This window comes from Micromonospora sp. HK10 (assembly GCF_000982955.1).
In the GTDB taxonomy this organism is placed as follows: Bacteria; Actinomycetota; Actinomycetes; order Mycobacteriales; family Micromonosporaceae; genus Micromonospora.
The window spans coordinates 1-25,020 of the sequence record NZ_KQ058839.1 but is presented as its reverse complement, the minus strand read 5'-3'; the positions used below and the strand labels follow the sequence as shown (position 1 = coordinate 25,020).

22 protein-coding genes are annotated in these 25,020 nt (G+C 74.9%); 6 read left to right on the top strand and 16 right to left on the bottom strand.

The genetic code is table 11. The annotated features are described in order from the left end of the window. Nucleotides 1-164: 164 nt before the first annotated feature. Genes LQ51_RS19735 through LQ51_RS19715 form a run of 5 tightly spaced genes read right to left on the bottom strand, consistent with a single transcriptional unit; the run spans nt 165 to nt 5,295 of the window. Complete coding sequence (locus tag LQ51_RS19735; RefSeq protein WP_046567836.1) at nt 165-1,712, bottom strand: long-chain-fatty-acid--CoA ligase; 1,548 nt, start codon at nt 1,710-1,712, stop codon at nt 165-167. Continuing rightward, on the bottom strand, nt 1,709-2,173 hold the full coding sequence (locus tag LQ51_RS19730; protein WP_046567834.1) for a MaoC family dehydratase: 465 nt from the start codon (nt 2,171-2,173) through the stop codon (nt 1,709-1,711). Before LQ51_RS19730 ends, LQ51_RS19735 begins: the two co-directional genes overlap by 4 nt. Beyond that, nucleotides 2,170-3,342: an acyl-CoA dehydrogenase family protein gene (locus tag LQ51_RS19725; protein WP_046567832.1), complete on the bottom strand. Its 1,173-nt coding sequence runs from the start codon at nt 3,340-3,342 to the stop codon at nt 2,170-2,172. Before LQ51_RS19725 ends, LQ51_RS19730 begins: the two co-directional genes overlap by 4 nt. 32 nt (nt 3,343-3,374) lie before the next feature. Then, nucleotides 3,375-4,133, bottom strand: coding sequence for a 3-oxoacyl-ACP reductase FabG (gene fabG, locus LQ51_RS19720; RefSeq protein WP_046567831.1), 759 nt, complete (start codon nt 4,131-4,133; stop codon nt 3,375-3,377). A gap of 13 nt (nt 4,134-4,146) precedes the next feature. Continuing rightward, complete coding sequence (locus LQ51_RS19715; protein ID WP_046567829.1) at nt 4,147-5,295, bottom strand: acyl-CoA dehydrogenase family protein; 1,149 nt, start codon at nt 5,293-5,295, stop codon at nt 4,147-4,149. Nucleotides 5,296-5,386: 91 nt separating this feature from the next. Between LQ51_RS19715 and LQ51_RS19710 the strand changes: the two genes are divergently transcribed. From LQ51_RS19710 to LQ51_RS19700, 3 genes are read left to right on the top strand one after another with little or no spacing between them, the layout of a single operon-like run. Next, nucleotides 5,387-6,052 (top strand): TetR/AcrR family transcriptional regulator, encoded by a 666-nt coding sequence (locus LQ51_RS19710; RefSeq protein WP_046567828.1) that lies wholly within the window; start codon nt 5,387-5,389, stop codon nt 6,050-6,052. A gap of 45 nt (nt 6,053-6,097) precedes the next feature. Further along, nucleotides 6,098-7,516: an aldehyde dehydrogenase family protein gene (locus tag LQ51_RS19705; protein ID WP_046567826.1), complete on the top strand. Its 1,419-nt coding sequence runs from the start codon at nt 6,098-6,100 to the stop codon at nt 7,514-7,516. After that, the gene (locus tag LQ51_RS19700) at nt 7,513-8,586 is read left to right on the top strand and encodes an alcohol dehydrogenase catalytic domain-containing protein (protein WP_046567825.1); all 1,074 of its coding nucleotides are present in this window, start codon (nt 7,513-7,515) and stop codon (nt 8,584-8,586) included. Before LQ51_RS19705 ends, LQ51_RS19700 begins: the two co-directional genes overlap by 4 nt. 72 nt (nt 8,587-8,658) lie before the next feature. Here the strand turns inward: LQ51_RS19700 and LQ51_RS19695 are convergent, their stop codons facing one another. From LQ51_RS19695 to LQ51_RS19675, 5 genes are read right to left on the bottom strand one after another with little or no spacing between them, the layout of a single operon-like run. Next, nucleotides 8,659-11,406: a helix-turn-helix transcriptional regulator gene (locus tag LQ51_RS19695; RefSeq protein ID WP_046567823.1), complete on the bottom strand. Its 2,748-nt coding sequence runs from the start codon at nt 11,404-11,406 to the stop codon at nt 8,659-8,661. 48 nt (nt 11,407-11,454) lie between these two features. Continuing rightward, nucleotides 11,455-12,066, bottom strand: coding sequence for a TetR/AcrR family transcriptional regulator (locus LQ51_RS19690; protein WP_046567821.1), 612 nt, complete (start codon nt 12,064-12,066; stop codon nt 11,455-11,457). A 46-nt stretch (nt 12,067-12,112) separates the two neighbouring features. Then, a complete protein-coding gene (locus tag LQ51_RS19685; protein WP_046567840.1) occupies nt 12,113-13,345 on the bottom strand; it encodes an acyl-CoA dehydrogenase family protein in 1,233 nt (410 codons plus the stop codon). Further along, on the bottom strand, nt 13,345-13,536 hold the full coding sequence (locus LQ51_RS19680) for a hypothetical protein (RefSeq protein WP_046567819.1): 192 nt from the start codon (nt 13,534-13,536) through the stop codon (nt 13,345-13,347). Before LQ51_RS19680 ends, LQ51_RS19685 begins: the two co-directional genes overlap by 1 nt. Further along, complete coding sequence (locus tag LQ51_RS19675) at nt 13,533-14,303, bottom strand: SDR family oxidoreductase (RefSeq protein WP_046567818.1); 771 nt, start codon at nt 14,301-14,303, stop codon at nt 13,533-13,535. Before LQ51_RS19675 ends, LQ51_RS19680 begins: the two co-directional genes overlap by 4 nt. A 138-nt stretch (nt 14,304-14,441) precedes the next feature. Here LQ51_RS19675 and LQ51_RS19670 point away from each other — a divergent pair, with 138 nt between their 5' ends. Then, entirely contained in the window at nt 14,442-15,662 is a 1,221-nt protein-coding gene (locus tag LQ51_RS19670) for an acetyl-CoA C-acetyltransferase (RefSeq protein WP_046567817.1), read from the top strand. 53 nt (nt 15,663-15,715) lie between these two features. Here LQ51_RS19670 and LQ51_RS19665 read toward each other — a convergent pair whose 3' ends face one another. From LQ51_RS19665 to LQ51_RS19640, 6 genes are all read right to left on the bottom strand, one after another. Beyond that, nucleotides 15,716-17,005, bottom strand: a complete 1,290-nt coding sequence (locus LQ51_RS19665) for an ABC transporter substrate-binding protein (protein ID WP_052744980.1) — start codon at nt 17,003-17,005, stop codon at nt 15,716-15,718. A 101-nt stretch (nt 17,006-17,106) separates the two neighbouring features. Further along, a complete protein-coding gene (locus LQ51_RS19660) occupies nt 17,107-18,210 on the bottom strand; it encodes a branched-chain amino acid ABC transporter permease (protein ID WP_046567815.1) in 1,104 nt (367 codons plus the stop codon). After that, the gene (locus tag LQ51_RS19655) at nt 18,207-19,085 is read right to left on the bottom strand and encodes a branched-chain amino acid ABC transporter permease (RefSeq protein ID WP_046567813.1); all 879 of its coding nucleotides are present in this window, start codon (nt 19,083-19,085) and stop codon (nt 18,207-18,209) included. Before LQ51_RS19655 ends, LQ51_RS19660 begins: the two co-directional genes overlap by 4 nt. A 25-nt stretch (nt 19,086-19,110) precedes the next feature. Continuing rightward, complete coding sequence (locus tag LQ51_RS19650) at nt 19,111-19,854, bottom strand: ABC transporter ATP-binding protein (RefSeq protein ID WP_046567812.1); 744 nt, start codon at nt 19,852-19,854, stop codon at nt 19,111-19,113. Between the two features lie 47 nt (nt 19,855-19,901). Beyond that, the gene (locus tag LQ51_RS19645) at nt 19,902-20,687 is read right to left on the bottom strand and encodes an ABC transporter ATP-binding protein (RefSeq protein ID WP_046567811.1); all 786 of its coding nucleotides are present in this window, start codon (nt 20,685-20,687) and stop codon (nt 19,902-19,904) included. A 195-nt stretch (nt 20,688-20,882) separates the two neighbouring features. Further along, nucleotides 20,883-21,785: an alpha/beta hydrolase family protein gene (locus tag LQ51_RS19640; RefSeq protein WP_046567838.1), complete on the bottom strand. Its 903-nt coding sequence runs from the start codon at nt 21,783-21,785 to the stop codon at nt 20,883-20,885. Between the two features lie 158 nt (nt 21,786-21,943). Between LQ51_RS19640 and LQ51_RS19635 the strand changes: the two genes are divergently transcribed. Both LQ51_RS19635 and LQ51_RS19630 read left to right on the top strand, forming a co-directional pair. Further along, on the top strand, nt 21,944-23,728 hold the full coding sequence (locus LQ51_RS19635; protein WP_046567809.1) for a hypothetical protein: 1,785 nt from the start codon (nt 21,944-21,946) through the stop codon (nt 23,726-23,728). A 57-nt stretch (nt 23,729-23,785) separates the two neighbouring features. Then, nucleotides 23,786-24,871, top strand: coding sequence for a glycosyltransferase family 2 protein (locus LQ51_RS19630; protein ID WP_082159535.1), 1,086 nt, complete (start codon nt 23,786-23,788; stop codon nt 24,869-24,871). Nucleotides 24,872-25,020: the final 149 nt, after the last annotated feature.

The following is a 25,020-nucleotide window of genomic DNA, read 5'->3' as shown; positions in this document are numbered from 1 at the left end:
CACGGCGAGCCAGACGCCGCGCCGCACGGCGGCCCAGACGCCGTGTCGCACGGCGGCCCAGACGCCGTGTCGCACGGCGAGCCAGACGCCGCGCGCTCGGCGGCCCAGACGCCGTGCCGCACGGCGAGCCAGACGGCACGCCGCACGGCGGGACGGCGGGCCGGTCAGTCCGTCGGCGGGGTCAGGGTCCGGCGCAGCTCCCGCTTGAGCACCTTGTGGCTCGGCCCGATCGGCAGCGCGTCGACGTAGCGGACCTGCCGTGGGTACTTGTGCCGGCCCAGATGCTCCCGCGACCAGTCGATCAGCTCCTGCTCGTCGGGCAGGCCGGGGCCAGCCGGATCGGCCACCACCACCGCGCAGACCTCCTCGCCGTGCCGCGGATCGGGCACCCCGATCACGGCCACCTGGCCGATCGCCGGGTGCCGGGCGAGCACCTCCTCCACCTCGCGCGGGTAGACGTTGAAGCCACCCCGGATGATCATGTCCTTCTTCCGGTCGACGATGGTGATGAACCCGTCGGCGTCCTTACGGCCCAGGTCGCCGCTGCGGAACCAGCCGTCCACCACCGCCTCCGCGGTCGCCTCGGGCCGCCCCAGGTAGCCGGCGAAGACGTTGTGCCCGCGGATGACGATCTCGCCGAGCTCGCCGGCCGGCAGCAGCTCGATCCGGTCCTCCACCTCTGCCCGGGCGATCTCCACCTCCACCCCCCAGACCGGGTGCCCGATGGTGCCGGGACGGGTGCCGAAGTGCGGCTGGTTGGTGGTCGCGGTGGGTGAGGTCTCGGAGAGTCCGTACCCTTCGAAGATCGTCGTGTGGAACGCGGCGTGGAACCGTTCGAGCACGGCCACCGGCAGCGACGCGCCGCCGGAGACGCAGAGCCGCAGCCGGGGCAGGTCGTCCCGATCCCGGGCGGCGTCGAGCAGCGCCACGTACATGGTCGGCACGCCGTGGAAGACGTTCACCCCCTCGCGCAGCATCAGGTCGATGGCCGCCGGCCCGGTGAACCGGCTCAGCAGCACCAGCGTCGCGCCGATCCGGAAGGTGCCGTTCATCGCCACGGTCTGGCCGAAGCTGTGGAACAGCGGCAGGCACCCGAGCACCACGTCCGTGCTGCGCGCGTCGTTGGCGTCGAAGACGTTGACGGTGGCGTTCAGGACCAGGTTGAGGTGGGTGAGCAGGGCGCCCTTGGGCACCCCGGTGGTGCCGCTGGTGTAGAGCACCACCGCCGGGTCCTCCGCGGACCGGGTGAGGTACGACGGCAGCGGGGGCAGCGGGTCGCTCAGCTCCTCCAGCCGGGGCGCGACCGCGCCGGCCGCCGCCGGCCCGACGGTGACCAGCGCGACGCCGGCCGCCGCCGCGGCGGCCGCGCCGAGCGCGAGTTGGGAACTGTGGCAGACCAGCAGCTTCGCGCCGCTGTCGGCCAGCACGTGCACCGCCTCGTCGACGGTGAGCAGCAGGTGCACCGGCACGAGCACCGCGCCGGCGGCGAGAGCGCCGTAGTAGACCCGGGGGAAGTCCACGACGTTCGGGGCCAGCAGGGCCACCCGGTCGCCCGGCCCGATGCCCAGCTCGCGCAGGCCGGCCGCGTAGCTGCGCGCCTCCAGCCACAGCTCGGCGTAGGTGACCCGCTGCTCGCCGTCGACCACGGCCACGGTGTCGGGGTGCCGGCGGGCGGACTCGGCCAGCACCATGGCCAGCGACAGCGCGGTCATCGGGCCGCCCCCCGCAGCAGGCGGCTGACCGTCTCGGCGACGCAGACCGGCTTGCCGCCCGCGTCGCTCTCCACGGTCACCGCGGTGACGACCTGCACGCCGCCGTCCACCGGGGACACGTCGGCGACGGTCGCGGTGGCGCGTACCGCGCCACCGACGCGGACCGGGGCGGGAAACCGCACCCGGTTGAGCCCGTAGTTGACCCCCATGGTCACCCCCTCGACCCGGTACAGTCCGCTGACCAGCGCCGGCAGCAGGGACAGGGTCAGGTAGCCGTGCGCGATGGTGCCGCCGAACGGGCCGGCGGCGGCCCGTTCGGGGTCGATGTGGATCCACTGGTGGTCGTCGGTGGCGTCGGCGAACCGGTCGACGCGCTGCTGGTCGATCCGGAGCCAGGGGCCGGGGCCGAGCGTCTCGCCGGTCGCCGCGGCCAGTTCCTCGAGGGTGGCGAAGGTCCTCATGCCAGGTGCCCGCCCAGCTTGGTGTAGCCGCGCAGCAGGTCGCGCGAGATGATCAGCCGCTGCATCTCGTCGGTGCCCTCGAAGATGCGGTACAGCCGGACCTGTCGGTACCAGCGCTCGATGGGCAGCTCCCGGGTGTAGCCCATGCCGCCGTGGATCTGCAGCACCCGGTCCACCACCCGGTTGACCATGCCCGCGCCGTAGAGCTTCGCCATCGACGAGGCGTGCCGCGGGTCCAGGCCCTGGTCGACGGTCCAGGCGGCGCGCAGGATGAGCCAGCGAGCCGCCTCCAGCTCGGTCTCCGAGTCGGCGATCATCCACTGGATGGCCTGGTTGGTGCCGATCTTCGCGCCGAAGGTCTCCCGGGTGTTGGCGTAGTCGATGGCCATCCCCAGCGCCCGCTCGGCGATGCCGAGCGCGTGCGACGGGATGGTGTAGCGCCCCTTGCCGATCCACTCCATGCCGAGGCTGAAGCCCTGCCCCGGCTCGCCGAGGATGTTGCGGTGCGGCACCCGGACGTCCTCGAAGACGAGCGCGGCGGGCCCGCCCTCCCCCATCGTCTGGATGAACTCCGACCGCCAACCCATCGACCGGTCGACCAGGAAGGCGGTGGCGCCGCCGTTGCGGGCCCCCTTCTCCCGGTCGGTCACCGCGATCACGATGGCGAAGTCCGCCTCGTGGCCACCGGTGATGAAGGTCTTCTCGCCGTTGAGGACCCAGTCGTCGCCGTCCCGGCGGGCGCTGAGCTTGATGTTGGCCGCGTCGGAGCCGGCGCCGGGCTCGGTGATCGCGAAGCAGCTGCGCCGCTCGCCCTCGATGGTCGGGACGAGGAACTCACGCTTCTGCTCGTCGTTGGCGTGGAACAGGATGTTGTCCGCCTCGCCACCGAAGCGGAACGGCACGAACGAGCGGCCGAGCTCGGTCCAGATCAGCGACTGGGTGACGGCCGGCAGGTCCATGCCGCCGTACTCCTCCGGGGTGGCCAGCCCCCAGAAGCCGAACTTGCGGGCCTTGAGCTGCAACTCGCGCAGCTCGCTGTGCTCCAGCCCGGGCTGGTGCGCCCGTTCCCGGCGCAGCAGCTCCTGCTCCAGCGGCATCACCTCCCGGGTGATGAAGTCGCGGGCGGTGTCGCGGATCGCCCGCTCGGTGTCGGAAAGCGCGAAGTCCATGTCCCCTCCGGGTGCTGGTCCGCCGGCGCGCCTCAGCGCGCGCCGCCGTTGACGTACAGGGTCTGTCCGCTGACGTACGACGCGTCGTCGCTGGCCAGGAAGGCGATCACCGAGGCGATCTCGGCCGGCTGGGCGACCCGGCGCAGCGGGGTGTGCTCGGCGACCATCCGCTGGTGCTCCTCGGGGCTGCTGCCGACCCGGTTGGCGGTGGCGGCGGTCATCGCGGTGGCCACGTAGCCCGGCGCGACGGCGTTCACCGTGACGTTGTACGGGCCGAGCTCGATGGCGAGGGTGGCGGTGAGGCCCTGCACCCCGGCCTTGGCGGCCGCGTAGTTGACCTGGCCCCGGTTGCCGAGTGCGGAGCGGCTGCTCAGGTTGACGATCCGGCCGTAGCGGGCCGTGACCATGTGCTGCTGGGCGGCCTGGCAGCAGAGGAACATGCTGGTCAGGTTGGTGGTGAGCACCGCCTCCCAGTGCCCCAGGGGCATCTTGAACAGCAGGTCGTCGCGGGTGATGCCGGCGTTGTTCACCAGCACGTGCAGCCCGCCGTACGCCTGCACCACCCGGTCGGTCATGGCGGCGACCGCCGCGGCATCGGTCACGTCGCAGCCGATGCCGACGGCCCGGCCGCCGGCCGCGGTGATCTCGTCGGCGACCGCCTGGCTGCGCGCCTCGTCGAGGTCGACCACGGCGACGGCGGCGCCCTCGGCGGCGAGCCGGTGCGCGGTGGCCGCGCCGATGCCCTGCGCGGCGCCGGTGACGACGGCGACCCGGTCGGCGAATCTGGTCACGGGTTCTCCTTGGCTAGAAGGCGTTGACGCCGGTGAGCGCGCGTCCGATGAGCAGCTGCTGGATCTGGCTGGTGCCCTCGTAGAGGGTGGCGACGCGGGCGTCGCGCAGGTACTTGCCGACCGGGTACTCGTCGATGTAGCCGTACCCGCCGAAGACCTGGACGGCGTTGTTGGCCGCGCGGACGGCGGCCTCGCTGGCGAAGAGCTTGGCCATCGACGCCTCGGTGGCGAACGGCTCGCCACGGTCGATGAGGTCGGCCACCCGCCACACCAGCAGCCGGGCGGCGGCGGTGTCGACGGCGATGGCGGCGAGCAGCTGCTGCACCAGCTGGTGTCCGGCGATGGGCTTGCCGAACTGGGTGCGCTGCCCGGCGTAGCGGACCGCCGCGTCGAGGCAGCCCTGCGCGATGCCGACGCAGCCGGCGGCCACCGACATCCGACCCTTGGCGAGGGTGGCCAGGGCGATCCGGAACCCGCCGCCGGCCGGGCCGAGGCGGGCCGTGTCCGGCACCCGGACGGCGTCGAAGCGGAGTTCGCCGGTGGCCTGCCCGCGCAGCCCGAGCTTGCCGTGGATCTCCCGCCGGGTCAGCCCGGCGGCGTCGGTGGGCACCAGGAAGGCGGTGATGCCCCGGTGCCCCGCGCCGCCGGTGCGGGCGAAGACCAGGACGACGTCGGCGGTGGTGCCGTTGGTGATGAACGTCTTCGCGCCGCTGATCAGCCAGTCACCGCCGTCGCGGACGGCCCGGGTGGTCAGCGCGGCGGCGTCCGAGCCGCTGTCGGGTTCGGTGAGGGCGAAGCAGCCGAGGGCGCTGCCGGCGCAGAGCCGGGGCAGCCACTCGGCCCGCTGCCCGGCGGTGCCGTGCGCGGCGATGGCCTTGGCGACCAGGCCCAGCGACACCGAGACGATGCCGCGGACGGCGGAGTCGCCCCGGCCCAGCTCCTCGAGCACGAGGCAGTAGGAGAGGTGGTCGCCCCCGGAGCCGCCGTCGTCCTCGCCGATGGTGAGCCCGAGGAAGCCGAGCCGGCCGAGCTTTCCCACGATCTCCGGGTCGACCGACTCGCGCCGGTCCCAGGCTGCCGCGTGCGGGGCCACCTCCCGGTCGACGAACTCGGCGGCGAGTCGTCGGACGGCCGCCTGCTCCGGGGAGAGCTGAAGGTCCATGCGGCATAAACTAGCGCTGCAAGTTTAATTCCGTCCAGACCCCGTTGTGGCAGAGTTGCGGCGAACCCACGAGCGAACGAGGGAGGCACGGATGCCCCGGCCGAGGCAGGCGCTGCTCAGCCGGCAGCGGATCGTCGAGGCCGCCGCGGCGCTGATCGACGCGGACGGGCTGGAGGGGTTCTCCACCCGCCGACTCGCGGCCGAACTCGGGGTACGCGGGCCCTCGCTGTACAACCACTTCGCCACCAAGGACGAGATCCTCGACGCGGTGGCCGACAGCGTCACGGCGCAGGTCGACGTCTCCTCCTTCGGGAAGGTCGACTGGCGCGAGGCGCTGCGCCGCTGGGGGCACTCCTACCGGGCGGCGCTGGCCGCGCACCCGAACATCGTGCCGTACCTGGCCCGCGGTCCGGGGCGGCGGCCGGCGGCGCTGGCCATGGCCGACGCCGTCTACGGCGGACTGGTCGCGGCCGGCTGGCCGCCCTCGCGCGCCACCCACATCGGCGCGCTGATGCGCTACTTCGTGGCCGGGTCCGCGCTCGGGTCGTTCGCCCGCGGCTTCGTCGAGGACCCCGGGGTGTACGCCGAGCAGTACCCGCACCTGACCCAGGCCCACCGGCTCGCCGAGCATCAGCAGCAGGTGGACGAGGGCGCCTTCGCGCTCGGCCTCGACGCGCTGATCCACGGGCTCGGCCGCACCTACGAGGAGCACATCGGGCCGCTGCCACCCCTCCCGCCGGCCGGCGAGGCGCACTAGAGTCGAAACTTGCAGCGCTAGTTTTCGACCAGGGTGAGGGGTGCGATGGAGCGCGCACGGACCGACATCTATCTCGACGGCGCCTGGGTCGCCCCCGTCTCCGGCGGGCACCTCCCGGTGCACAACCCGACCACCGAGGAGGTCCTGGCGACCGTGCCGGCCGGCACGGCGGCCGACGTCGACCGGGCCGTGGCGGCCGCCCGGGCCGCCTTCCCCGGCTGGGCCGACACCGCCCCGGCGCAGCGGGCCGCCGCCCTGGACCGGCTGCACGCCGCGCTGACCGCCCGGGCCGGCACCGTCGCCGAGACGGTCGCCCGGGAACTGGGCACCCCGCTGAAGGTCGCCAACCGGGTGCAGGTCGGGCTCCCGCTGACCGTGCTGCGCAGCTACGTCGAGCTGGCCGCCCGGCCGCCCGGCGAGGAGACCGTCGGCAACTCGCTGGTGGTCCGCGAGCCGGTCGGCGTAGTCGGGGCGATCACCCCGTGGAACTACCCGCTGCACCAGGTCATGGCGAAGCTCGCGCCCGCCCTGGCCGCCGGGTGCACCGTGGTGCTCAAGCCCAGCGAGCTGACCCCGCTGACCGCGTACCTGCTCTTCGACGCGATCCACGAGGCCGGCTTCCCGCCCGGGGTGGTCAACCTGGTGCCCGGCACCGGCGCCGAGGTGGGCGAGGCCATCGCCGCCCACCCGGACGTCGACATGGTCTCCTTCACCGGCTCGACCGCCACCGGCCGGCGCATCTCCCACCTGGCCGCCGACCGGATCGCCCGGGTGGCGCTGGAGCTCGGCGGCAAGTCCGCCAACGTGATCCTCGACGACGCCGACCTGGGCACCGCCGTGAAGGTCGGGGTCGGCAACGCCTTCCTCAACTCCGGCCAGACCTGCACCGCCTGGACCCGGATGCTGGTGCACCGGGACCGCTACGACGAGGCGCTGGCCCTGGTCGCCAAGGTCGCCGAGGGCTACCGGGTCGGTGATCCCTTCGCCGCTGAGACCCGGCTCGGTCCGCTGGTCTCCGCCGCCCAGCGGGACCGGGTGACCCGCCACGTGACCCGAGGGCTCACCGACGGCGCCCGGCTGCTGGCCGGCGGCCCGGACGCGGTGCTGCCCGAGCGGGGCTGGTTCGTCGCACCGACCGTGCTGGCCGACGTCGACCCGGACAGCGCGCTGGCCCAGGAGGAGGTCTTCGGGCCGGTGCTCGCGGTCATCCCGGTCGACGACGAGGAGGCCGCGGTGTCCGTCGCCAACAACTCCCGGTACGGCCTGGCCGGCGCCGTCTGGTCCGCCGACGAGCAGCGGGCGCTGCGGGTCGCCCGGCGGCTGCGCACCGGAGCCGTCGACGTCAACGGCGCGCCGTTCAACCCGCTCGCCCCGTTCGGCGGCTACAAGCAGTCCGGCCTCGGCCGGGAGCTGGGCCGCTACGGGCTGGACGAGTTCCTGCAGACGAAGGCGATCCAGCGATGAGGGCCCTGGTCGCGCGGGGCACCGGCCAGCCGCTGACGGTGGAGGACGTGGAGCTGCCCGCCCCCGGCCCGGGCGAGGTCCGGGTGCGGGTACGCGCCGCCGGGGTGTGCCACTCGGACCTGTCCATGGTCAACGGCACGCTGGCGGCGCCGTACCCGCTGGTGCTCGGGCACGAGGCCGCCGGCGAGGTGGTCGAGGTCGGCGCCGGCGTGGACCGGGTCACGCCCGGCGCGCACGTGGTGCTGAACTGGGCCCCGCCCTGCCGGCGGTGCTGGTACTGCGGGCGCGGCGAGCCGTGGCTCTGCGAGCGGGCCGGCTCCCCCGCCACCGCCCGCGGCCGGACCTCGGCCGGAGAGGCGCTGCACGTCACGCTCGGCCTCGGCGCGCTGGCCGAGGAGGTGGTGGTGCCCCAGGAGGCGGTGATCGCCGTACCGGTGGAGCTGCCGTTCGCCACCGCCGCCCTGCTGGGCTGCGCCGTGCTCACCGGGGTCGGCGCGGTGCGGCGGACCGCCCGGGTGGCCCCCGGTGAGTCGGTGGCGGTGATCGGGCTCGGCGGCGTCGGCCTGTCGGTGGTCGCCGCCGCCCGGGCCGCCGGCGCGGACCCGGTGCTCGCCGTCGACGTCTCCCCCGCCAAGGCCGCGCTGGCCGCCGCCGCCGGGGCCACCGACTTCCTGCCGGCCGACGACGCGCTGAGCCGGGCGGTCCGCGACCGCACCGGTGGCCGCGGCGTCGACCACGCGCTGGAGTGCGTCGGCCGCGGCGTGACCATCCGCGCCGCCTGGCGGGCCACCCGGCGCGGCGGGCAGGTGACCGTGGTCGGGATGGGCGCGCGCGACGACGTGGTCCAGCTGAGCGCCCTGGACATCTTCCACTCCGCGCGGACGCTGCGCTCCTCGGTGTACGGCTCGTCCGACCCGGACCGGGACGTGCCCGAGCTGGCCCGCGCCGTGCTCGACGGCACCCTCGACCCGGCCGCCCTGATCACCGACCGGACCGGCCTGGACGGCGCCGCGGCGGCGTTCGAGCGGATGGCCCGCGGCGAGGGGGCCCGCACGGTCGTGCTGCCCTGACGTCCCGCGCCGGCGGCCCCGGCCCGGCGACCCCGCTCGGTGCGGCGCACGGGCCAGTCCCGACGGCCCTGCTCAGTGCAGCGCGCGGGCCAGTTCGGTACGGGACCGGATGCCGAGCCGGTGGAAGATGTTGCGCAGGTGGTGGTCGATGGTCCGGGTGGAGAGGAACATCCGGGTGGCGATCTCGCGGTTGGTGGCGCCCTCGGCGACCAGTTGCGCGATCCGCAGCTGCTGCCCGGTGAGCAGCCGGGCGGCCGGCAGTTCGGGGGTGCCGACCGACTCCCCGGCCGCCCGCAGCTCGGTGGTGGCCTGCTCGGCCCAGACGGTCAGCCCGAGCAGGCCGAAGGTCTCCCGGGCGGCGTGCAGGTACGCCCGGGCGTCCCGCGGCCGGCGGCTGCGGCGCAACTCGCGGCCGAGGAGCAGTTCGGTGCGGGCGCGTTCGAACGCCCCCGCGTCCGTCGGGTGCAGCCGCAGCGCGGTACGGAAGCCGCGTTCGGCCTCGGCGCTGCCGCGCGGGGCGAGCAGCCCGTGGCAGCGGGCGGAGAGCGCCCGCCGGGACGGGCTGGCGGTGCTGCTGGCCCACCGGTCGAAGACGGCGAGCGCGGCCGTGGCGGCCGGTTGCCGGGCCGCGCCGGCGGCGGCCTCCACCAGGTAGGGCGTGGCCATCACCTGGATCAGCACCTGCCCCCGGCCGGTGCCGGAGCGGGCCAGCGCGCTGAGCCGGGTGGTGGCGGCCTCGTGCCGGCCGTCGACCAGGTCGAGCACCGCGAGGGCCCACTGGGCCAGGGCGCGCGGCCGGCTGTGCGGGGCGGGGCCCTCGCCGATCTCGCGGATCCGGCGCAGGCTGGCGTCCCGGTCGGCGCGTACGGCCGCGAGGACCGCCAGCATGCCCAGGTGGACGCCGGCGGAGTTGACCTGGCCGCTGTCCCGGGCGATCCGCAGCCCTTCCCGGGAGGTCTCCGCCGCCGTCTCGTGCCGGCCCAGCCAGTACTCGGCGATCGCGCGCAGCTCCAGCGCCCGGGGCAGCGCGGACACCTCGCCGCGGGCCCGGGCCACCTCGACGGCCCGCTCGGCGAGCCGGTGCGCGGCGCTGTCCACCGCGACCAGCAGGCCGGCCACCGCGGCCCCGATCAGCCCGGCCGGGGTGAGCGCCGGTCCGGTCAGCCGGTTGCCGAGCACGACCGCCCGGCGCAGCGCCGGCCCGGCCCGCTCGTGGTCCCCGCGCAGGGTCGCCGCCACCCCGGCGGCCAGCGCGGTCAGCAGCTCCACCTCGGGCGGGTCGCCGGGGCGGCGCAGGACGGCCACCCGACGCGCCACCTCGGCGTAGCGGAACTGGTCGCCGGTGTGGCAGACCGCCTCGCCGGCCCGGACCAGCCCGCCGAGGGCGGCGAGCCGGTCCACGCCGGACACCGCCCGGGCGGCGGCGAGCAGGGTGGTCGTGGCGGCCGACGGCGAGCCGCAGCGCAGCTCCAGCTCGCCGCGGATCAGCTCGGCCCGGCCGGCCACCACCGGATCGACCGGACCGGCCGCGGCGGCGTCGGCGAGCAGCCGGCCGGCCCGCCGTGGCTGCCCGGCCGTCCAGGCGCGACCGGCGGCGGCGACCAGCCGGGCCGCGGCCTGCCCTGGCTCGGTGCTGAGTTCGGCGGCCCGGTGCAGGGCGGTCACGGCCGCCTCGCCGCCGGCGACGCCGGCCGCGGCCTCCAACTCCGCGGCCAGCGCCGGGTCCGGGCGCTCGGCCGCGGCGGCCCGGTGCAGCGTGCGGCGCAGCAGCTGCCCGGGGCCGTCGAGCACCCCGGCGAGCAGCAGGTGGGCGGCGCGCCGCTCGGCCAGCGGCGCGTGTGCCACCACCACGGCCCGGGCCAGCGGTTGCGGCAGGGTCACCCGGTGCGGGCCGACCCGGACCAGCCCCGCCGCCTCGGCCGGGGCGAGCGCCTCGATCCCGGCGCCGGCGGCGCGGGCGGCCCGCACCAGGGTGGCCGGATCGCCGTCCTCGTCGAGCGCGGCGAGCAGCAGCACCCGCCGGGCCTCGGCGGGCAGCCCGGCCAGCCGGGACCGGTAGCCGCGGCCCAGCGCGCCGTCGAGGGGCGGCGTCTCGGGCAGCCGCTCCTCCCCCCGGCACTGTCCGGGGGTGAGCGCCTCGGCGAGGTCGACCAGGGCCTGCGGGTTGCCGCCGGCGACCGCGGTCAGCTCGCGGGCCACCCGGGGGGCGAGCCCGGGCAGCCGGGCGGCGAGCAGCGCGGCGCCGGCCCGGTCGTCGAGGGCCCGGAGCCGGTGCCGGGGTACGCCGCCGGCGACCGCGTCCGTGCCGGCGGTGACGAGCAGGGCGACCGGCAGGTGACCGAGCCGGCGGGCCACGAAGCCGAGCACCTCCGCCGTCGCCGGGTCACCCCGGTCGACGTCGTCGACCGTGCAGAGCAGCGGCTGCTCCCGGGCCACGGCGGCGAGCAGCCCGAGCACGCCCATCGAGAGGGCGAGCCGCTGGTCAGCCGGGCAGCCCGCCCCGGCCAGCGTCCGCCGGAGCACCCCGCGCTGCGGCTCGGCCAGGCGGTCGGCCCGGTCCAGCAGTGGGTCGAGCAGGCGTTGCAGGCCCGCGTACGGCAGGGTGGCCTCGTCGGCCAGGCCCTCGCCGGCCAGCACCTGACAGCGGCCGGCGTGCCGGTGCGCGTAGCCGACGAGCGCGCTGCGCCCGGTGCCCGGGTCGCCCCAGAGCAGCAGCGCTCCCCCGGCGCCGGGCAGGGCGTCGATCAGCCGGCGGACGGCGGCGCACTCGGTGTCCCGCCCCGGCAGTCCAGCTATTTGCACTGTCGATGCAGCAACCATGCATCGAGTGTCACCTATCCGAAACCGGATGGAAAGAGCACCGGCCGGTCAGCGGGGAAGAGCCTCGGCCAGCAGCGCATTCACCGTGCGGGCCATCACCGCCCGCGCCTGGTCCACGCCCAGCCCCAGCCCGTCACGCAGCATCGACCAGGCCGGCCACATGCTCGCCGCGACCACCCCGTGCACCACCTGCTCCCGGCCGGCCCCGGCCTCGGCCAGCTCGGCCGCGAAGAGCTGCTCGACCTCGTCGCGGACCCGGGAGATGTGCACCAGGCGGTTGCGGTGCAGCTGCTCGGAGACCGGCTCGCGCATCTGCGCCGCCCGCGCGGACGGCGCGATCAGCTGGAGCAGCCGCGCCCGCTGCCGGCAGTACGCGTCGACCCGCCTGGCCAGCGGCAGCGCCGGCGAGATCGGCCGGTACGCGGCGTCCTGCTGGCGGAGCACCTCGGCGCCGCTGGCCTCGAAGAGCGTCTCCATGTCCTTGAAGTTGGTCCAGAGGGTACGCAGCGACACGCCGGCCCGCTCGGCGATGCGCTCACCGGTCGGCCGCAGATCCCCCTCGGAGATGAGCGCGAGGTGTGCCTCGACGATCGCCGCCCGGGTCCGCGCCGCCCGGGCCGTCCGCCCGTCCACCCGGCCGGGCGCCTGGACCCCACCCATCCGCGCTTCCTTCCTCGACGCTGCCACGCCCCACCGCCCGCCGAGTCTAGACGCGCGCCGGTGCCGGGTCGGCATGGTGTCGGCGCAGCTCCCGGCGGGCCAGCGACTGCCGGTGCACCTCGTCCGGGCCGTCGGCGACCCGTAGCGCGCGGGCCCGCACCCAGAGCCCGGCCAGCGGGGTGTCCTGGCTGAGCCCGGCCGCGCCGTGCGCCTGGATGGCCCGGTCCAGCACCCACTCGACGGTCCCGGGCACCACGATCTTGATGGCCTGGATCTCGGTCCGCGCGGCCCGGTTACCGGCCGTGTCCATCAGCCAGGCCGTCTTGAGCACCAGCAGCCGGGCCTGTTCGAGGCGGACCCGGGCCTCGGCGATCCAGTCCCGGACCACGCCCTGCGCGGCGAGCGGCCCGCCGAACGCGTGCCGGTCGGCGACCCGCCGGCACATCAGCTCGAGGGCCCGCTCGGCCATGCCGAGCAGCCGCATGCAGTGATGCACCCGGCCCGGCCCGAGCCGGGCCTGCGAGATGGCGAAGCCGTCCCCCTCGCCGCCGATCAGGTTGCCCACCGGCACCCGGGCGTCGACGAAGTCGATCTCCGCGTGGCCACCGTGGTCGCTGTCGTCGTACCCGAAGGTGTGCAGGCCCCGGCGGACCGTGACGCCGGGGGTGTCCCGGGGGACCAGGAGCTGGCTCTGCTGCCGGTGCCGGGGCGCGTCCGGGTCGGTCCGGCCCATCACCACGAAGATCGCGCAGTTCGGGTTCAGCGCGCCGGTGACGAACCACTTGCGGCCGTTGACCACGTACTCGTCGCCGGCCCGCTCGATCCGGGTGGCGATGTTGGTGGCGTCCGACGAGGCGACCGCCGGCTCGGTCATCGCGAACGCCGAGCGGATCCGGCCCGCCAGCAGCGGGACCAGCCAGCGCTCCCGCTGCTCCGGGCTGCCGAACCGGGCCAGCAGTTCCATGTTGCCGGTGTCCGGCGCGGCGCAGTTGAGCGCGACCGGGGCGAGCCCGGGCGAGCGGCCGGTGATCTCGGCCAGCGGCGCGTACTGCAGGTTGGTCAGTCCGGCGCCGAGGGCGCCGGGGAGGAAGAGGTTCCACAGGCCACGGCGGCGCGCCTCGGCCTGCAACTCGGCCACCACCGGCGGGGTGGACCACGGGTCGACCCGCTCGCGCGCCTGTTCCTCGAACACCGGCTCGGCCGGGTGGATCCGCTCGGCCATGAAGGCGAGCAGCCGCTCCCGCAGCCGCTCGGTGGTCTCGTCGTGGCGGAAGTCCATCAGCTGCTCCGTCTCCACCGCGACGGCACCGGCGCGACGCCGGCGCCCGCGGTCCACTCCGGCCCGGGCCGGTCGGCGGCGTCGGCGGCGAGCCGGGCGGCCAGCGCGGCGCCGATGCCGGAGCCGGCCCCGGTCACCACCACGCCCGCCCCGGCCACGGTCAGTCCGCGGCGCGTGCCCGGGGCGGTCATCCGGTGGCCCGACCGGCGCGGGTGATCCCGCCGTCGATCACGAGTGTCCGCCCGGTGATCCAGGCCGCGTCGGCGGAGGCGAGGAAGGCGACCGCGCCGGCCACGTCGTCGGGTACGCCGAGGCGGCCCAGCGGGTACGCCCGGGCGACCTCCTCCTCCCGGCCCTCGTGCAGCGCGGCCGCGAACCGGGTCTTCACCACGCCCGGGGCGACCGCGTTCACCCGGACCGCCGGGGCGAGCTCGACCGCGAGGCAGGCGGTGAGGTGGTCGAGCGCCGCCTTGCTCACGCCGTAGAAGGAGATCCCGGGCGACGGGGTCAGGCCGGCGATCGAGGTGACGTTGACGACGCAGCCGCCCCGGTCGGTCATGCCGGCCGCGCAGACCTCCTGCACCCAGCCGAGGGCGCCGACCAGGTTGACGTCGAGGATCTTGCGGGCCGCGGCCGGGTCGAGGTCGAGCAGAGGCCCGTACACCGGGTTGGTGCCGGCGTTGTTGACCAGGATGTCGACCGGGCCGAACGCCTCGGCGACCCGGTGCACCGCCGCGTGGCGGTGCGCGGCGTCGTCGGCCCGACCGGGCACCGCGACGGCGTGGTCGGGACCGCCCAGCTCGGCGACCGCCGCGGCGAGCGCCTCCGGCCGGCGGGCGGTCAACCCGACCCGCGCCCCCTCGGCGACCAGCCGGCGGGCCACCGCCAGCCCGATCCCGCGGCTGGCCCCGGTGACCAGGGCGACCCGGCCGGCCAGCCGGCCTGAATCTGCATTCACGATGCAAACACTAGGGGCGGCACCGGCACACGTCAACGAGGGAAGACGCTCGATATCTCACATTCCGTTGACACGGCCCGCCCGATAATCGCACCGTCGGTGCACATTTAATCCGTTGCCCCGGGAAGGACCCCCGACATGCCCGACGCCGTCATCGTCGCCGCCGCCCGCTCACCGATCGGCCGCGCCAACAAGGGCTCCCTGCACGAGCTGCGCGCCGACGACCTCGCCGCCACCATCGTGCGGGCCGCCCTCGACCAGGTGCCGCAGCTCGACCCCGGCGAGCTCGACGACCTGATGCTCGGCTGCGGCCAGCCCGCCGGCGAGCAGGGGCACAACCTCGCCCGGGTGGTCGCCGTCCTGCTCGGACTGGACCACCTGCCCGGGACCACCGTGAACCGCTACTGTTCGTCGTCGCTGCAGACCACCCGGATGGCGCTGCACGCCATCCGCGCCGGCGAGGGCCACGCCTTCGTCTCGGCCGGGGTCGAGTGCGTCTCCCGGTACGACCGGGGCCGCAGCGACGGCCACCCGGGCAGCGCCAACCCACGGTTCGCCGACGCGGTGACCCGGACCGCGGACCGGGCCGCCGGCGGGGCGCCCCGCTGGCACGACCCGCGCGAGGACGGTGAGCTGCCCGACGTCTACGTCGCCATGGGACAGACCGCGGAGAACGTGGCCCAGCTGCACGGGATCTCCCGCCGCAGCCAGGACGAGTTCGCCGTACGGTCGCAGAACCTCGCCGAGAAGGCGATCGCCGACGGCTTCTGGGCCCGGGAGATCACCCCGGTCACCCTGCCCGATGGCACGGTGGTCGCCGCCGACGACGGGCCGCGCCCCGGGGTGACCCTGGCCGCGGTGAACGCCCTCGCGCCGGTGTTCCGGCCGGACGGCACGGTGACCGCCGGCAACTGCTGCCCGCTCAACGACGGCGCCGCCGCGCTGGTCGTGCTCTCCGACGTGCGGGCCCGCGAACTGGGGGTGACCCCGCTGGCCCGGATCGTCGCCACCGGGCTGAGCGCGCTCTCCCCGGAGGTGATGGGGCTGGGCCCGGTCGAGGCGTCCCGACGGGCGCTGCGGCACGCCGGCATGTCGATCGCCGACATCGACCTCGTCGAGATCAACGAGGCGTTCGCCGCACAGGTGCTCCCGAGCGCGCACCAGCTGGGCGTCGACGAGGACCGGCTGAACGTCAACGGCGGCGCGATCGCGATCGGGCACCCGTTCGGGATGACCGGCGCCCGGATCACCACCACCCTGCTCAACTCGCTGCGCTGGCACGACCGGCAGGTCGGGCTGGCGACCATGTGCGTGGGCGGCGGCCAGGGCATGGCGATGATCGTCGAACGGCTCAGCTGACCGGGCGACGCCGGCCGGGCGGGTCCGCTGACCACACCCGGCCGGCGTGCCGGTCAGGACGCGGTCGGGATCCCGTTGGCCGGCGGGGTCACCGCCGGCGCGCTGTACTCGCGTACCGGGCCGTCGCCCTCGTCCGTCTCGTAGGTCGGCCCGAAGTAGGCCTGCGTGCCGCCGCTGACCCGGGTCAGCCGCTCCCCGCCGTATCCGGAGTGGTCGGAGTCGGAGAAGCGCAGCGGCGCCAGCCCCGGACCCTGGAAGCCGCCCTTGGCGACCGCCTTGAGCAGGGACTCCCGGGTGAGGTCCTGGCCGGCAACCTGCAACGCCTGCACGAACAGGTACCCGACCGACATGCCGTAGACGATGTTGCCGTCGAACGGCGCGTCGCCGTTGTGCTCCTTGTTCACCTTGGTGAAGAGCTGGATCCACGGGTTCGCGGCGTCGTTCTGCATCGGCAGGTAGTTGCCGCCGACCATGCCCTCCAGCAGCCCGGCGGCCGCGCCGAGCTGCTTGGCCAGCGTCGGGTGGTCGGCGCCCACGTTGGACACCAGCCACTGCGGCTTGAAGCCCAACCGGGCCGCGGTGCCGATGGACAGCGCGGTGAAGCCGGGCACGGTGGCCAGGATGACCACCTGGCAGCTGGCCGCCTTGAACGCGCCGATCTGCGGGGCCACGTTGGTGTTGCTGGTGACGTACGTCTGCTTGACCGCCACGGTCCCGGCGCCGAGCACCTGCTCCACCCCGGCCAGGCTGTCCCGGCCGAAGTCGTCGTCCTGGCCGAGGAAGCAGACCTTCTTGCCGGGCAGCGTGGTCTTCACGTGGTTGGCCAGGATCTTGCCCTCCACCGTGTAGTCCGGGTTGAAGCCGAACGTGCCGGGATACTTGTCCGGCTGGTCCCAGCTGCGGCTACCGGAGGCGACGAAGAGGTCGGGGACCCGGTTGCTCTTGAGGAAGTCGAGCACCCCGGTGTGGGTGGGCGTGCCCAGCCCGTTGAGCACGGCGAAGACCTTGTCCTGCAGGACCAGTTGGCGGACCACCTGCTGGGTGTTGGCCGGGTTGTAGCCGTCGTCCATGATCTTGTAAGTGATCTTGCGGCCGTGCACACCGCCGTTGGCGTTGACATAGTCGAAGTACGCCTTGGTGGCCGGCGCGATCTTCGAGTAGCCGGCCGAGGCCGGGCCGGTCAACGGCATGTGGGTGCCGACCACGATCTCGGTGTCGGTGACGCCGGGCACCGCCCCGCGTCCGGCGCCCCCCGAGCCGCCGTCGTCGCCGCACGCGACGACGCTGGCGAGCAGGGCGATGGTGCTGGCGATCGCGAGACCGCCTCGTACCGTACGGTTCATCTGGAACACCGACCTTTCCTCGGTCCGGTTCTCCTCGAATCGGGTGGTGGTGGGTGGGATGGTGGTGGGTGGAAATGCCGGCGGCGGGCCGCCGGGACTTGCTAGGACCGCCGCCCCGGCCACCGGGCCAGCAGCTCCCGGCCGAGCCGGGACAGCAGTCCCTGCACGCCGCCGGGCGCGGCGATCATGACGACGACCAGGGTGATCCCGAAGATCGCCAACGGCAGGTTGCCCTCCAGCCGCTGCGCCACCGCCGGCGAGACGGTGAACAGCTCGGTCACGGAGTGCGTCAGGTCGGGCAGGACGACCAGCAGGACCGCCCCCCAGAGCGCCCCGGCGAGGCGGCCGAGACCGCCGATCACCACGGCCATGAGCAGGAACAGGGACAGGGTCAGCGAGAACGCCCCCGGCGAGACGCTCTGCGCCAGCACCGCGAGCAGCGCGCCGCCGAGCCCGGCGCCGGCCGCGCTGACCACGAAGGCCAGCACCTGGGTACGGGCCACGTGGATGCCGGCGAGGCGCGCCGCCACCTCGTCGTCCCGGACCGCCCGGAAGGTGCGGCCGTACCGGCTGCGGACCAGGTTGGCCAGCAGGACCAGGGCGAGCAGGGTGCCCGCCGCGGCGATCCAGAGCTGCCACCGCTCGTACGGGAAGTAGGCGCCGAGCGCCAGCGGCGGCGGCTCGACCGGGACCGAGAGCCCCTGGTCCCCGTTGAAGACGCCGTCGAAGGTCACCGTCAGGGCCGGCACCACGACCGCGACCGCCAGCGTCACGCCGGCCAGGTACGGCCCGCGCAGTCGGGCCGCGGCCGCCCCCACCACCGCGCCGACGGCGACCGTGACCAGGATCGCCGCGACCAGCGACACCGCCAGCAGCCAGCCACCGGTGAGCCCGTGGTCGGCGAACGCGCCCTGGCACAGCGCCACCGTGTAGGCGCCGGTCGCCATCAGCGCGCCGTGCCCGAGCGAGAGCTGACCGTTGAGGCCGGTGAGGACGGTCAGCCCGGCGGTCGCGCAGAGGTAGGCCGCCACCGTGGCGAGCTGGAAGTTGCGGAACGGCGCCAGGCCGTAGCTGGCCGCCAGCACCAGCAGCGCCACGGCTACCGCGACGGCCAGGTGCCGCAGCAGGGTGCTCCCGCGCCGCCCGTCGGCCGGGGCGCCGGTCGCCGCCCGCTCCGGCGGCGCCGCCGCCCGGGTGGCGCTCACACCCGCCTCGCGGTGACCGGGGCGAACAGCCCGCCGGGGCGGACCAGCAGCACCGCCAGCAGCAGGACCAGCACCGCGAGCGGGGTGAGGTCGCTGCCGGCGTACCCGCTCACGTAGGAGAGCACCAGGCCCACCACCAGCCCGCCGACCACCGCGCCCGGTGGGCTGTCCAGGCCGCCGACCACCGCCGCGGTGAACGCCGAGACGAAGACCAGGTCCATGGCGTTCGGGTGCAGGCCCAGCTCGGTGGGGATCACCAGCATGGCGGCCAGGGCGCCCACCCCGGAGGCCAGGGCCCAGCCCAGCGCGAGCATGCCGCCCACGTTGACCCCGAGCAGGCGGGAGACCTCCGGGGCGAAGGCCGCGGCGCGCATCCGCAGGCCCACCGGGGTCCGGGCGAAGATCCAGGCGAGCGCGACCATCATCAGCCCCACCGTGGCGAAGACGAACAGGTCGTACGGGGACACGACGGCGAACCCGCCGACGGTGAGCGCGGCCCGGTCGAACGGGGTGCCGGCGGGACGGAACTCGTTGCCGTAGATCATGCCGAGGACGGCCTGGATGAGCAGCACCAGCCCGAGCGCGACGATCACCGGATTGAGCGGCGAGGTGTGGTCGACGAAGCGCATCACGGCCCGGTCCACCACCGCGCCGAGCAGCAGCCCGGCGGCGAGCGCGGCCAGGAAGCCCAGCCAGTAGGAGCCGGTCGCGGCGGTCACGCTGTAGGCGACGTAGGCGGCCGCGACGGCCATCGCGCCCTGGGCGAAGTTGACGATCCGGGCGGCCCGCCAGATGAGCACCAGCGCCAGCGCGAACGCGGCGTAGACGGCACCCCGGGAGAGGCCGTCGAAGGTGAGGAAGACGAAGCGCTCCACAGTCCTCCTTCGGAGCAGACGAGGGTCAGAAACCGAGGTACGCGTGACGCAGGTCGACGTCGTCGCGCAGCCGCTCCGCCGGGGCGGCGCGGACCACCCGACCGAGCGCCATCACGACCCCCTGGTCGGCGACCGAGAGCGCGCTGCGGACGTTCTGCTCGACCAGCAGCACGGTCAGCCCGGTGCTGTCGCGGAGCTGGCGGAGCAGGGCCATGATCTGGGCGACCACCCGGGGGGCCAGGCCGAGCGACGGTTCGTCGAGCAGCAGCAGGCGGGGCCGGCCGACCAGGGCCCGGCCGAGGGCGAGCATCTGCCGTTCGCCGCCGGAGAGCTGGTGGCCGAGGTGCTGGCGGCGCCGGGCCAGCGGCTCGAAGAGCTGGTAGACCTCGTCGCGGGCGCGGCCGGCGTCGGCCCGGTCGCGGCGCCAGAGCCCACCGAGCCGCAGGTTCTCGTCGACGGTCAGCTCGCCGATCACCCCCCGCCCCTCCGGGACGTGCGCCATGCCCCGGCGGACCAGTTGCTCCACCGGTACGCCGCGCAGATCCTCCCCGGCGAGGAGGATCTGGCCGGCCACCGGGCGCAGCATCCCGGACAGGGCCCGCAGCAGGGTGCTCTTGCCGGCGCCGTTGGCCCCGACCACGGCCGCGATGCTGCCGGCGGGCACCGCGAGGTCGACCTCGTGCAGCACCGGCGCGGCACCGTAGCCGGCGACCAGCCCGCGCACGGTGAGCAGTTCCCCGGCGTCCGACCGCCCGCCCTGCTCGCTCATGCCGCCGCCTCCCTGCCGTGGGGCGCCGATTCGGCCGCTGGACCCGCTCATGCCGCCGCCTCGTCGACGGCGGCGCCCAGGTAGGCGTCGGCGACCGCGGGGTCGTCGCGCACCTGGTCCGGCGTGCCGGCGGCGATCACCCGACCGAAGTCGAGCACCACGATGTCGTCGCAGACCGACATCACCAGGTCCATGTGGTGCTCGACCAGCAGCACCGCGCAGGGATCCGGGTCGCGGCGGGGCAGTTCGCGGATCAGCTCCGCGAGCTCGGCGATGTCCTCGGCCCCGAGGCCGCCGGCGGGCTCGTCGAGCAGGAGCAGCCGGGGCCGGGCCACCAGCGCGCGGGCCAGGGCGACCCGCTGGCGTACCGCGAAGGGCAGCGTGCCGGGCGCGGCGGCGGCGTGCCCGGCGATGCCCAGCCGGTCGAGCACGGCCAGCGCCTCACCGCGCAGCCGGCGTTCGTCGCGGTCGCTCGCCGGCAGGCCGAGCAGCGCCGGCAGGAAGCCGGCGCGGGCGGTGTGCGTGGCGCCGGCCATCACGTTCTCCAGCACGGTGAGGCCGGCGAAGAGCCCGGTGCCCTGCAGCGTGCGGGCGATGCCCAGCCGGGTCAGCCGGTGCGGGCGGGGCCGCAGCGGCCGGCCGTCCAGGGTGATCGTGCCGGTGTCCGGGGCGACGAAGCCGCAGACGACGTTGAACAGGGTGGTCTTGCCGGCGCCGTTGGGCCCGATCACGCCGACCACGCGGCCGGCGGGCACCCGCAGCGAGACGTCGTCGAGGGCGGTGAGGCCACCGAAGCGCACCCCGATGTGGTGCAGCGCGAGCCCATGCTCCATTGACCCATCCCTCGCTCCGGCGGGGCGCGATATTTACACTGGGAGTGTACGTTTCTCGGGTCCGGCGTCAAGAGCTCCGACCGCGTCCGCGCCCACCACCGCACGGGGCGGCGGCGGGCGCGGACGCGACCGGCCCGCCGCCGCACGGGGCGACGGCGGGCCGGGCCCGGGGCGGTCACGGCCGCCCGCCGGGCGTCAGGCGCTCGGGCAGGTGTTGCGGTACTCCTCGATCGCCAGGCCGCTCGGTCCCGGGCAGAGGAACTGCTCGTAGCGGGTGTCGTCGTCGACGAACCGCTTCAACCAGGCCACCATCTGCCGCGCGGTGGGCGTGTTCACGGTCTGCGGGAAGAAGTGGCTGGCCGCGTTCAACTCCAGGTACGCCTTCTCCGACGAGGCCGGGATGCTGTTGTAGAACGGCTCCGAGTGGGTGGCCACCGGGGCGACGCTGTCGGCCTCACCGCCGACGATCAGGGTCGGCACCCGGAGCTCGGACCAGGTCTTGTCCAGGTTCCACGGTGCCAGCGGCACGGCGGCCTGCAGCGACGGACGGGACGCGGCCGCCTCCAGGCTGCCGCCGCCACCCATCGAGTGGCCCGCGACCGCGAGCCGGCTGGCGTCGATCCGGCCGCGCACCGAGCTGCGCTGGGTGAGGTAGTCGAGCGCGGCCAGCAGTTGCCGACCCCGGCTGTCCGGCTGGTCCAGCCGGGTGATCGTCTCGATACCGATCACCACGAAACCGTGCGAGGCGAGCCGCGGCCCGAGCCAGTCGATGCTGGACCAGGCGGCGGTGTAGCCGGGCGAGATCGCGATGGCGCCGAAGGTGCCCTCGCTCGTGGTGGTCGGGTAGTAGATGACGCCCCCACCGAAGCCGGTGACGCTCAGCGAGGAGACGTTCTGGGTGGAGACGCTGAACGGGCCGCGGCTGGCCTCCAGGATCGCCACGGAGGGGTCGGGGCCGCGCTCGTACGGGTTCTCCGCGGCCTGCGCGGCGCCGGACGACGCGCCGAGCACGCCACCGGCGACCAGGACGGCGGCCAGCGCCGCGCGGAGGGTACGGACAGCGACGGAACGGGGACGGATGGTGGTTGGTGATGACACGTCGGGCACTCCCTACGGGTGGGGTCACATCGACATGTGTCATCCTTCGACGGCGCGGCCGTCGTCCGCATCGGCAAAATCACCGGTACCGGCGCGACGAGCCCACACTACGGACCCCTGATCGACAGGGCCGACGGCACAAGGGATGATCCATCGTCATGACCACCGGGTCCACCGACACCCCCGCGAGCACCGGGCTCGCCGACGACGACCAGGCCCCCGCCGCCCCGACCCGGGACGGCCTGGGCCGGTGGCGTTGGCTACGCCACGAATGGACCTGGGCGGTGCTCGGCGGCCTGCTGCTCGCGGTCGCGCTGACCTGGCCGACGCTGCGGCACCCGGCGAGCACGATCCCCGGCGACCTCGGTGACCCCACCCTGCAGGCGTGGCAACTGGCCTGGGCCGGGCACGGTCTGCTGACCGACCCGTCCAACTTGTGGGACTCGAACACGTTCTATCCGGAGAAGTACACCTACGCCTACAGCGACACGCTGCTCGGGTACGCCCCGATCGGGATGCTCGGCTCCGGTTTCGCGGCCGCCCTGGTCCGCTACAACGTCACGTACGTGCTGGTCTTCGCGTTGGCCTTCGTCGGGGCGTACGCGCTGGCCCGGCAGCTCGGCTCGGGCCGCTGGGGTGCGGCGGTGGCCGGGGTCGCCTGGGCGTACGCGCCGTGGCGGCTGGCCCACGCCGGGCACCTGAACATCCTGTCCACCGGCGGGATCGCGCTGTCCCTGGCGATGCTGGCCCGCGGCCACGGCTGGTCGCTGCGGCACGGCTACCGGCCGGAACGGCGCCGGCCCGGGTGGGCGCTGGCCGGCTGGCTCGTCGCCGCCTGGCAGATCACCCTCGGCTTCGGCATCGGCCTGCCGCTGGTCTACTTCCTGCTGGCCGCGGTGCTGGTCGCCGCCGGCTGCTACGGCTGGTCCTGGTGGCGGCGCCGGGAACGGCCCCCGTTCGGCCGGCGGCTGCTGGCCGCCGACCTGGCCGGTGGGGCGGTCTTCGGCGCGGTGACCCTGCTGCTGGGCCTGGTCTACCTGCACGTCGTCGACCTGAACCCGCAGGCCCAGCGCACGCTGGACTGGACGAAACTGTTCTCGCCGCCGCTGCGGGGCTTCGTCACCGCCCCGGCCGACTCGTGGCTGTGGGGCGAGCGGCACGCGGCGGCCCGGGAACAGCTCACCTGGCCGCCGGAGATGGCGCTGCTGCCCGGCATGACGCTGATCGGCCTGGCCGCCGCGGGGCTGCTCATCTCGGTCTACCCGGTCCGGCACCGGATCGCGCTGGGGCTCGGCGTGCTCGGCACCGTGCTGCTCGGCCTGGGCACCAGCCTCGGCGGCGACGGGGACCCGGGGTACCTGACCCTCTCCAAGCACCTGCCCGGCTGGGACGCGCTGCGGACGCCCGGCCGGATGATGATCTGGACCAGCCTGCTGCTTGCGCTGCTGGCGGCCGGGCTGGTCACCGTGCTGGCCGAGCCGGCGCGCAAGGCGTCCCCCGGGCGCTGGGCCCGGATCCTGCTGCCGGCGGTCCTGCTGGTGCCGCTGGCGCTGGTCACCGTCGAAGGGCTGAACCGGACCCCGCACCCCGAGGTGCCCCGGCCGCCGGCCGCGATGGGCCGGGCGCAGGAGCCGATGCTGGTGCTGCCCGCCGGCGGCATCAACGACCTGAACTACATGCTGTGGACGACCGACGGCTTCCCCCGGGTGACGAACGGGCTGGCCGGTTTCGAGCCGGTCAGCCAGGCGCAGACCCGGATGGCGATCGCCTCCTTCCCCGACGCGACCAGCATCGCCTACCTGCGCGGGCTCGGGGTGCGGTCGGTGGTGGCCGTGCCGAGCCGGGCCGGCGGGACGCCCTGGGAGGGCATCGCGGACCGGCCGGTCGACGGACTGGGCATCACCCGGGAGGATGTCGATGGTGTGCTGGTCTACCACCTCTGACCAGCCCGCCGCCCGGCCTCCCGCGGCCGGCGGCGGATCCCGGACGGGCTGGACGGAGTGACCACGGTGCGGCTGTCGGTGGTGGTGCCCTGCTTCAACGAGGAAGCGTCGGTCGAACGACTGCACACGGCGGTGACCGCCGCGCTGGCGGAGCTGACCGACGTCGAGATCGAGGTGGTGTACGTCGACGACGGCAGCGAGGACGGCACGCTCGTGGCGCTGCGCCGGCTCGCCGCCGACGATCCGACGGTGCGGTACACGTCACTGAGCCGGAACTTCGGCAAGGAGGCGGCGATGCTGGCCGGCCTGGAGCGGGCCACCGGCGACGCGGTCGTGATCATGGACGCCGACCTGCAGCACCCGCCGCGGTTGCTGCCCGAGATGGTGGCGCTCTACCGGCAGGGCTTCGACCAGGTGATCGCCCGGCGGGACCGGCGCGGCGACCGGTTCCTGCGGATGCTGGCCTCGCGCTCCTTCTACCGGATGGTCAACTGGTGGATCGACGTACGGCTGCTGGACGGGGCCGGTGACTTCCGGCTGCTGTCCCGGCTCGCGGTGGACGCGGTGCTGGCGATGCCGGAATACAACCGCTTCTCCAAGGGGCTCTTCTCCTGGATCGGCTTCCGGACCGTCGTGGTGGCGCACCGCAACGAGACCCGCCAGTCCGGGCGCAGCCGCTGGACGTTCGGCAAGCTCTTCAACTACGCGTTCGACGGCCTGCTGTCGTTCAACAACCGGCCGCTGCGGCTGGCCATCTACGGCGGCCTCTTCCTCACCCTGATCGCGGTGGCGTACATGGCCTGGGTGGTCGCGGACGCCGTCGAGAAGGGGATCGACGTCCCCGGCTACACCACCATCATCGTCAGCGTGATCGGCCTCGGCGGCATCCAGATGATGATCCTCGGGGTGATCGGGGAGTACATCGGCCGGATCTACTACGAGACCAAACGCCGGCCGCACTACCTGGTCCAGGAGACCGAGGACCTGGTCACCGACGTCGAGCAGGCGCCCCGGGTGCCGGCCCAGCCGGCGGTACGGCCGGCCGAGCGGGTCCGGCCGGGCGGCCCGCCCCGGGAGGACCTGGCCCGGCACCGCTCCCTGCGCCGCGCGGCCCAGGAATCCGTGACCGGCGACCCGGACTGACGCCGCCAGCAGTCGCCGGCCCTCGGCGCGGGTCGGCGCGGCCGCCCGGACCTGCGGCGGGTGGCCCGGCCGCCCGGACCTGCTCGGCGGGTGGCCCGGCCGGGGCCGCCTGCTCGGCGGGCGAGCCGGCGGCCCTGGGCCACGGGCGG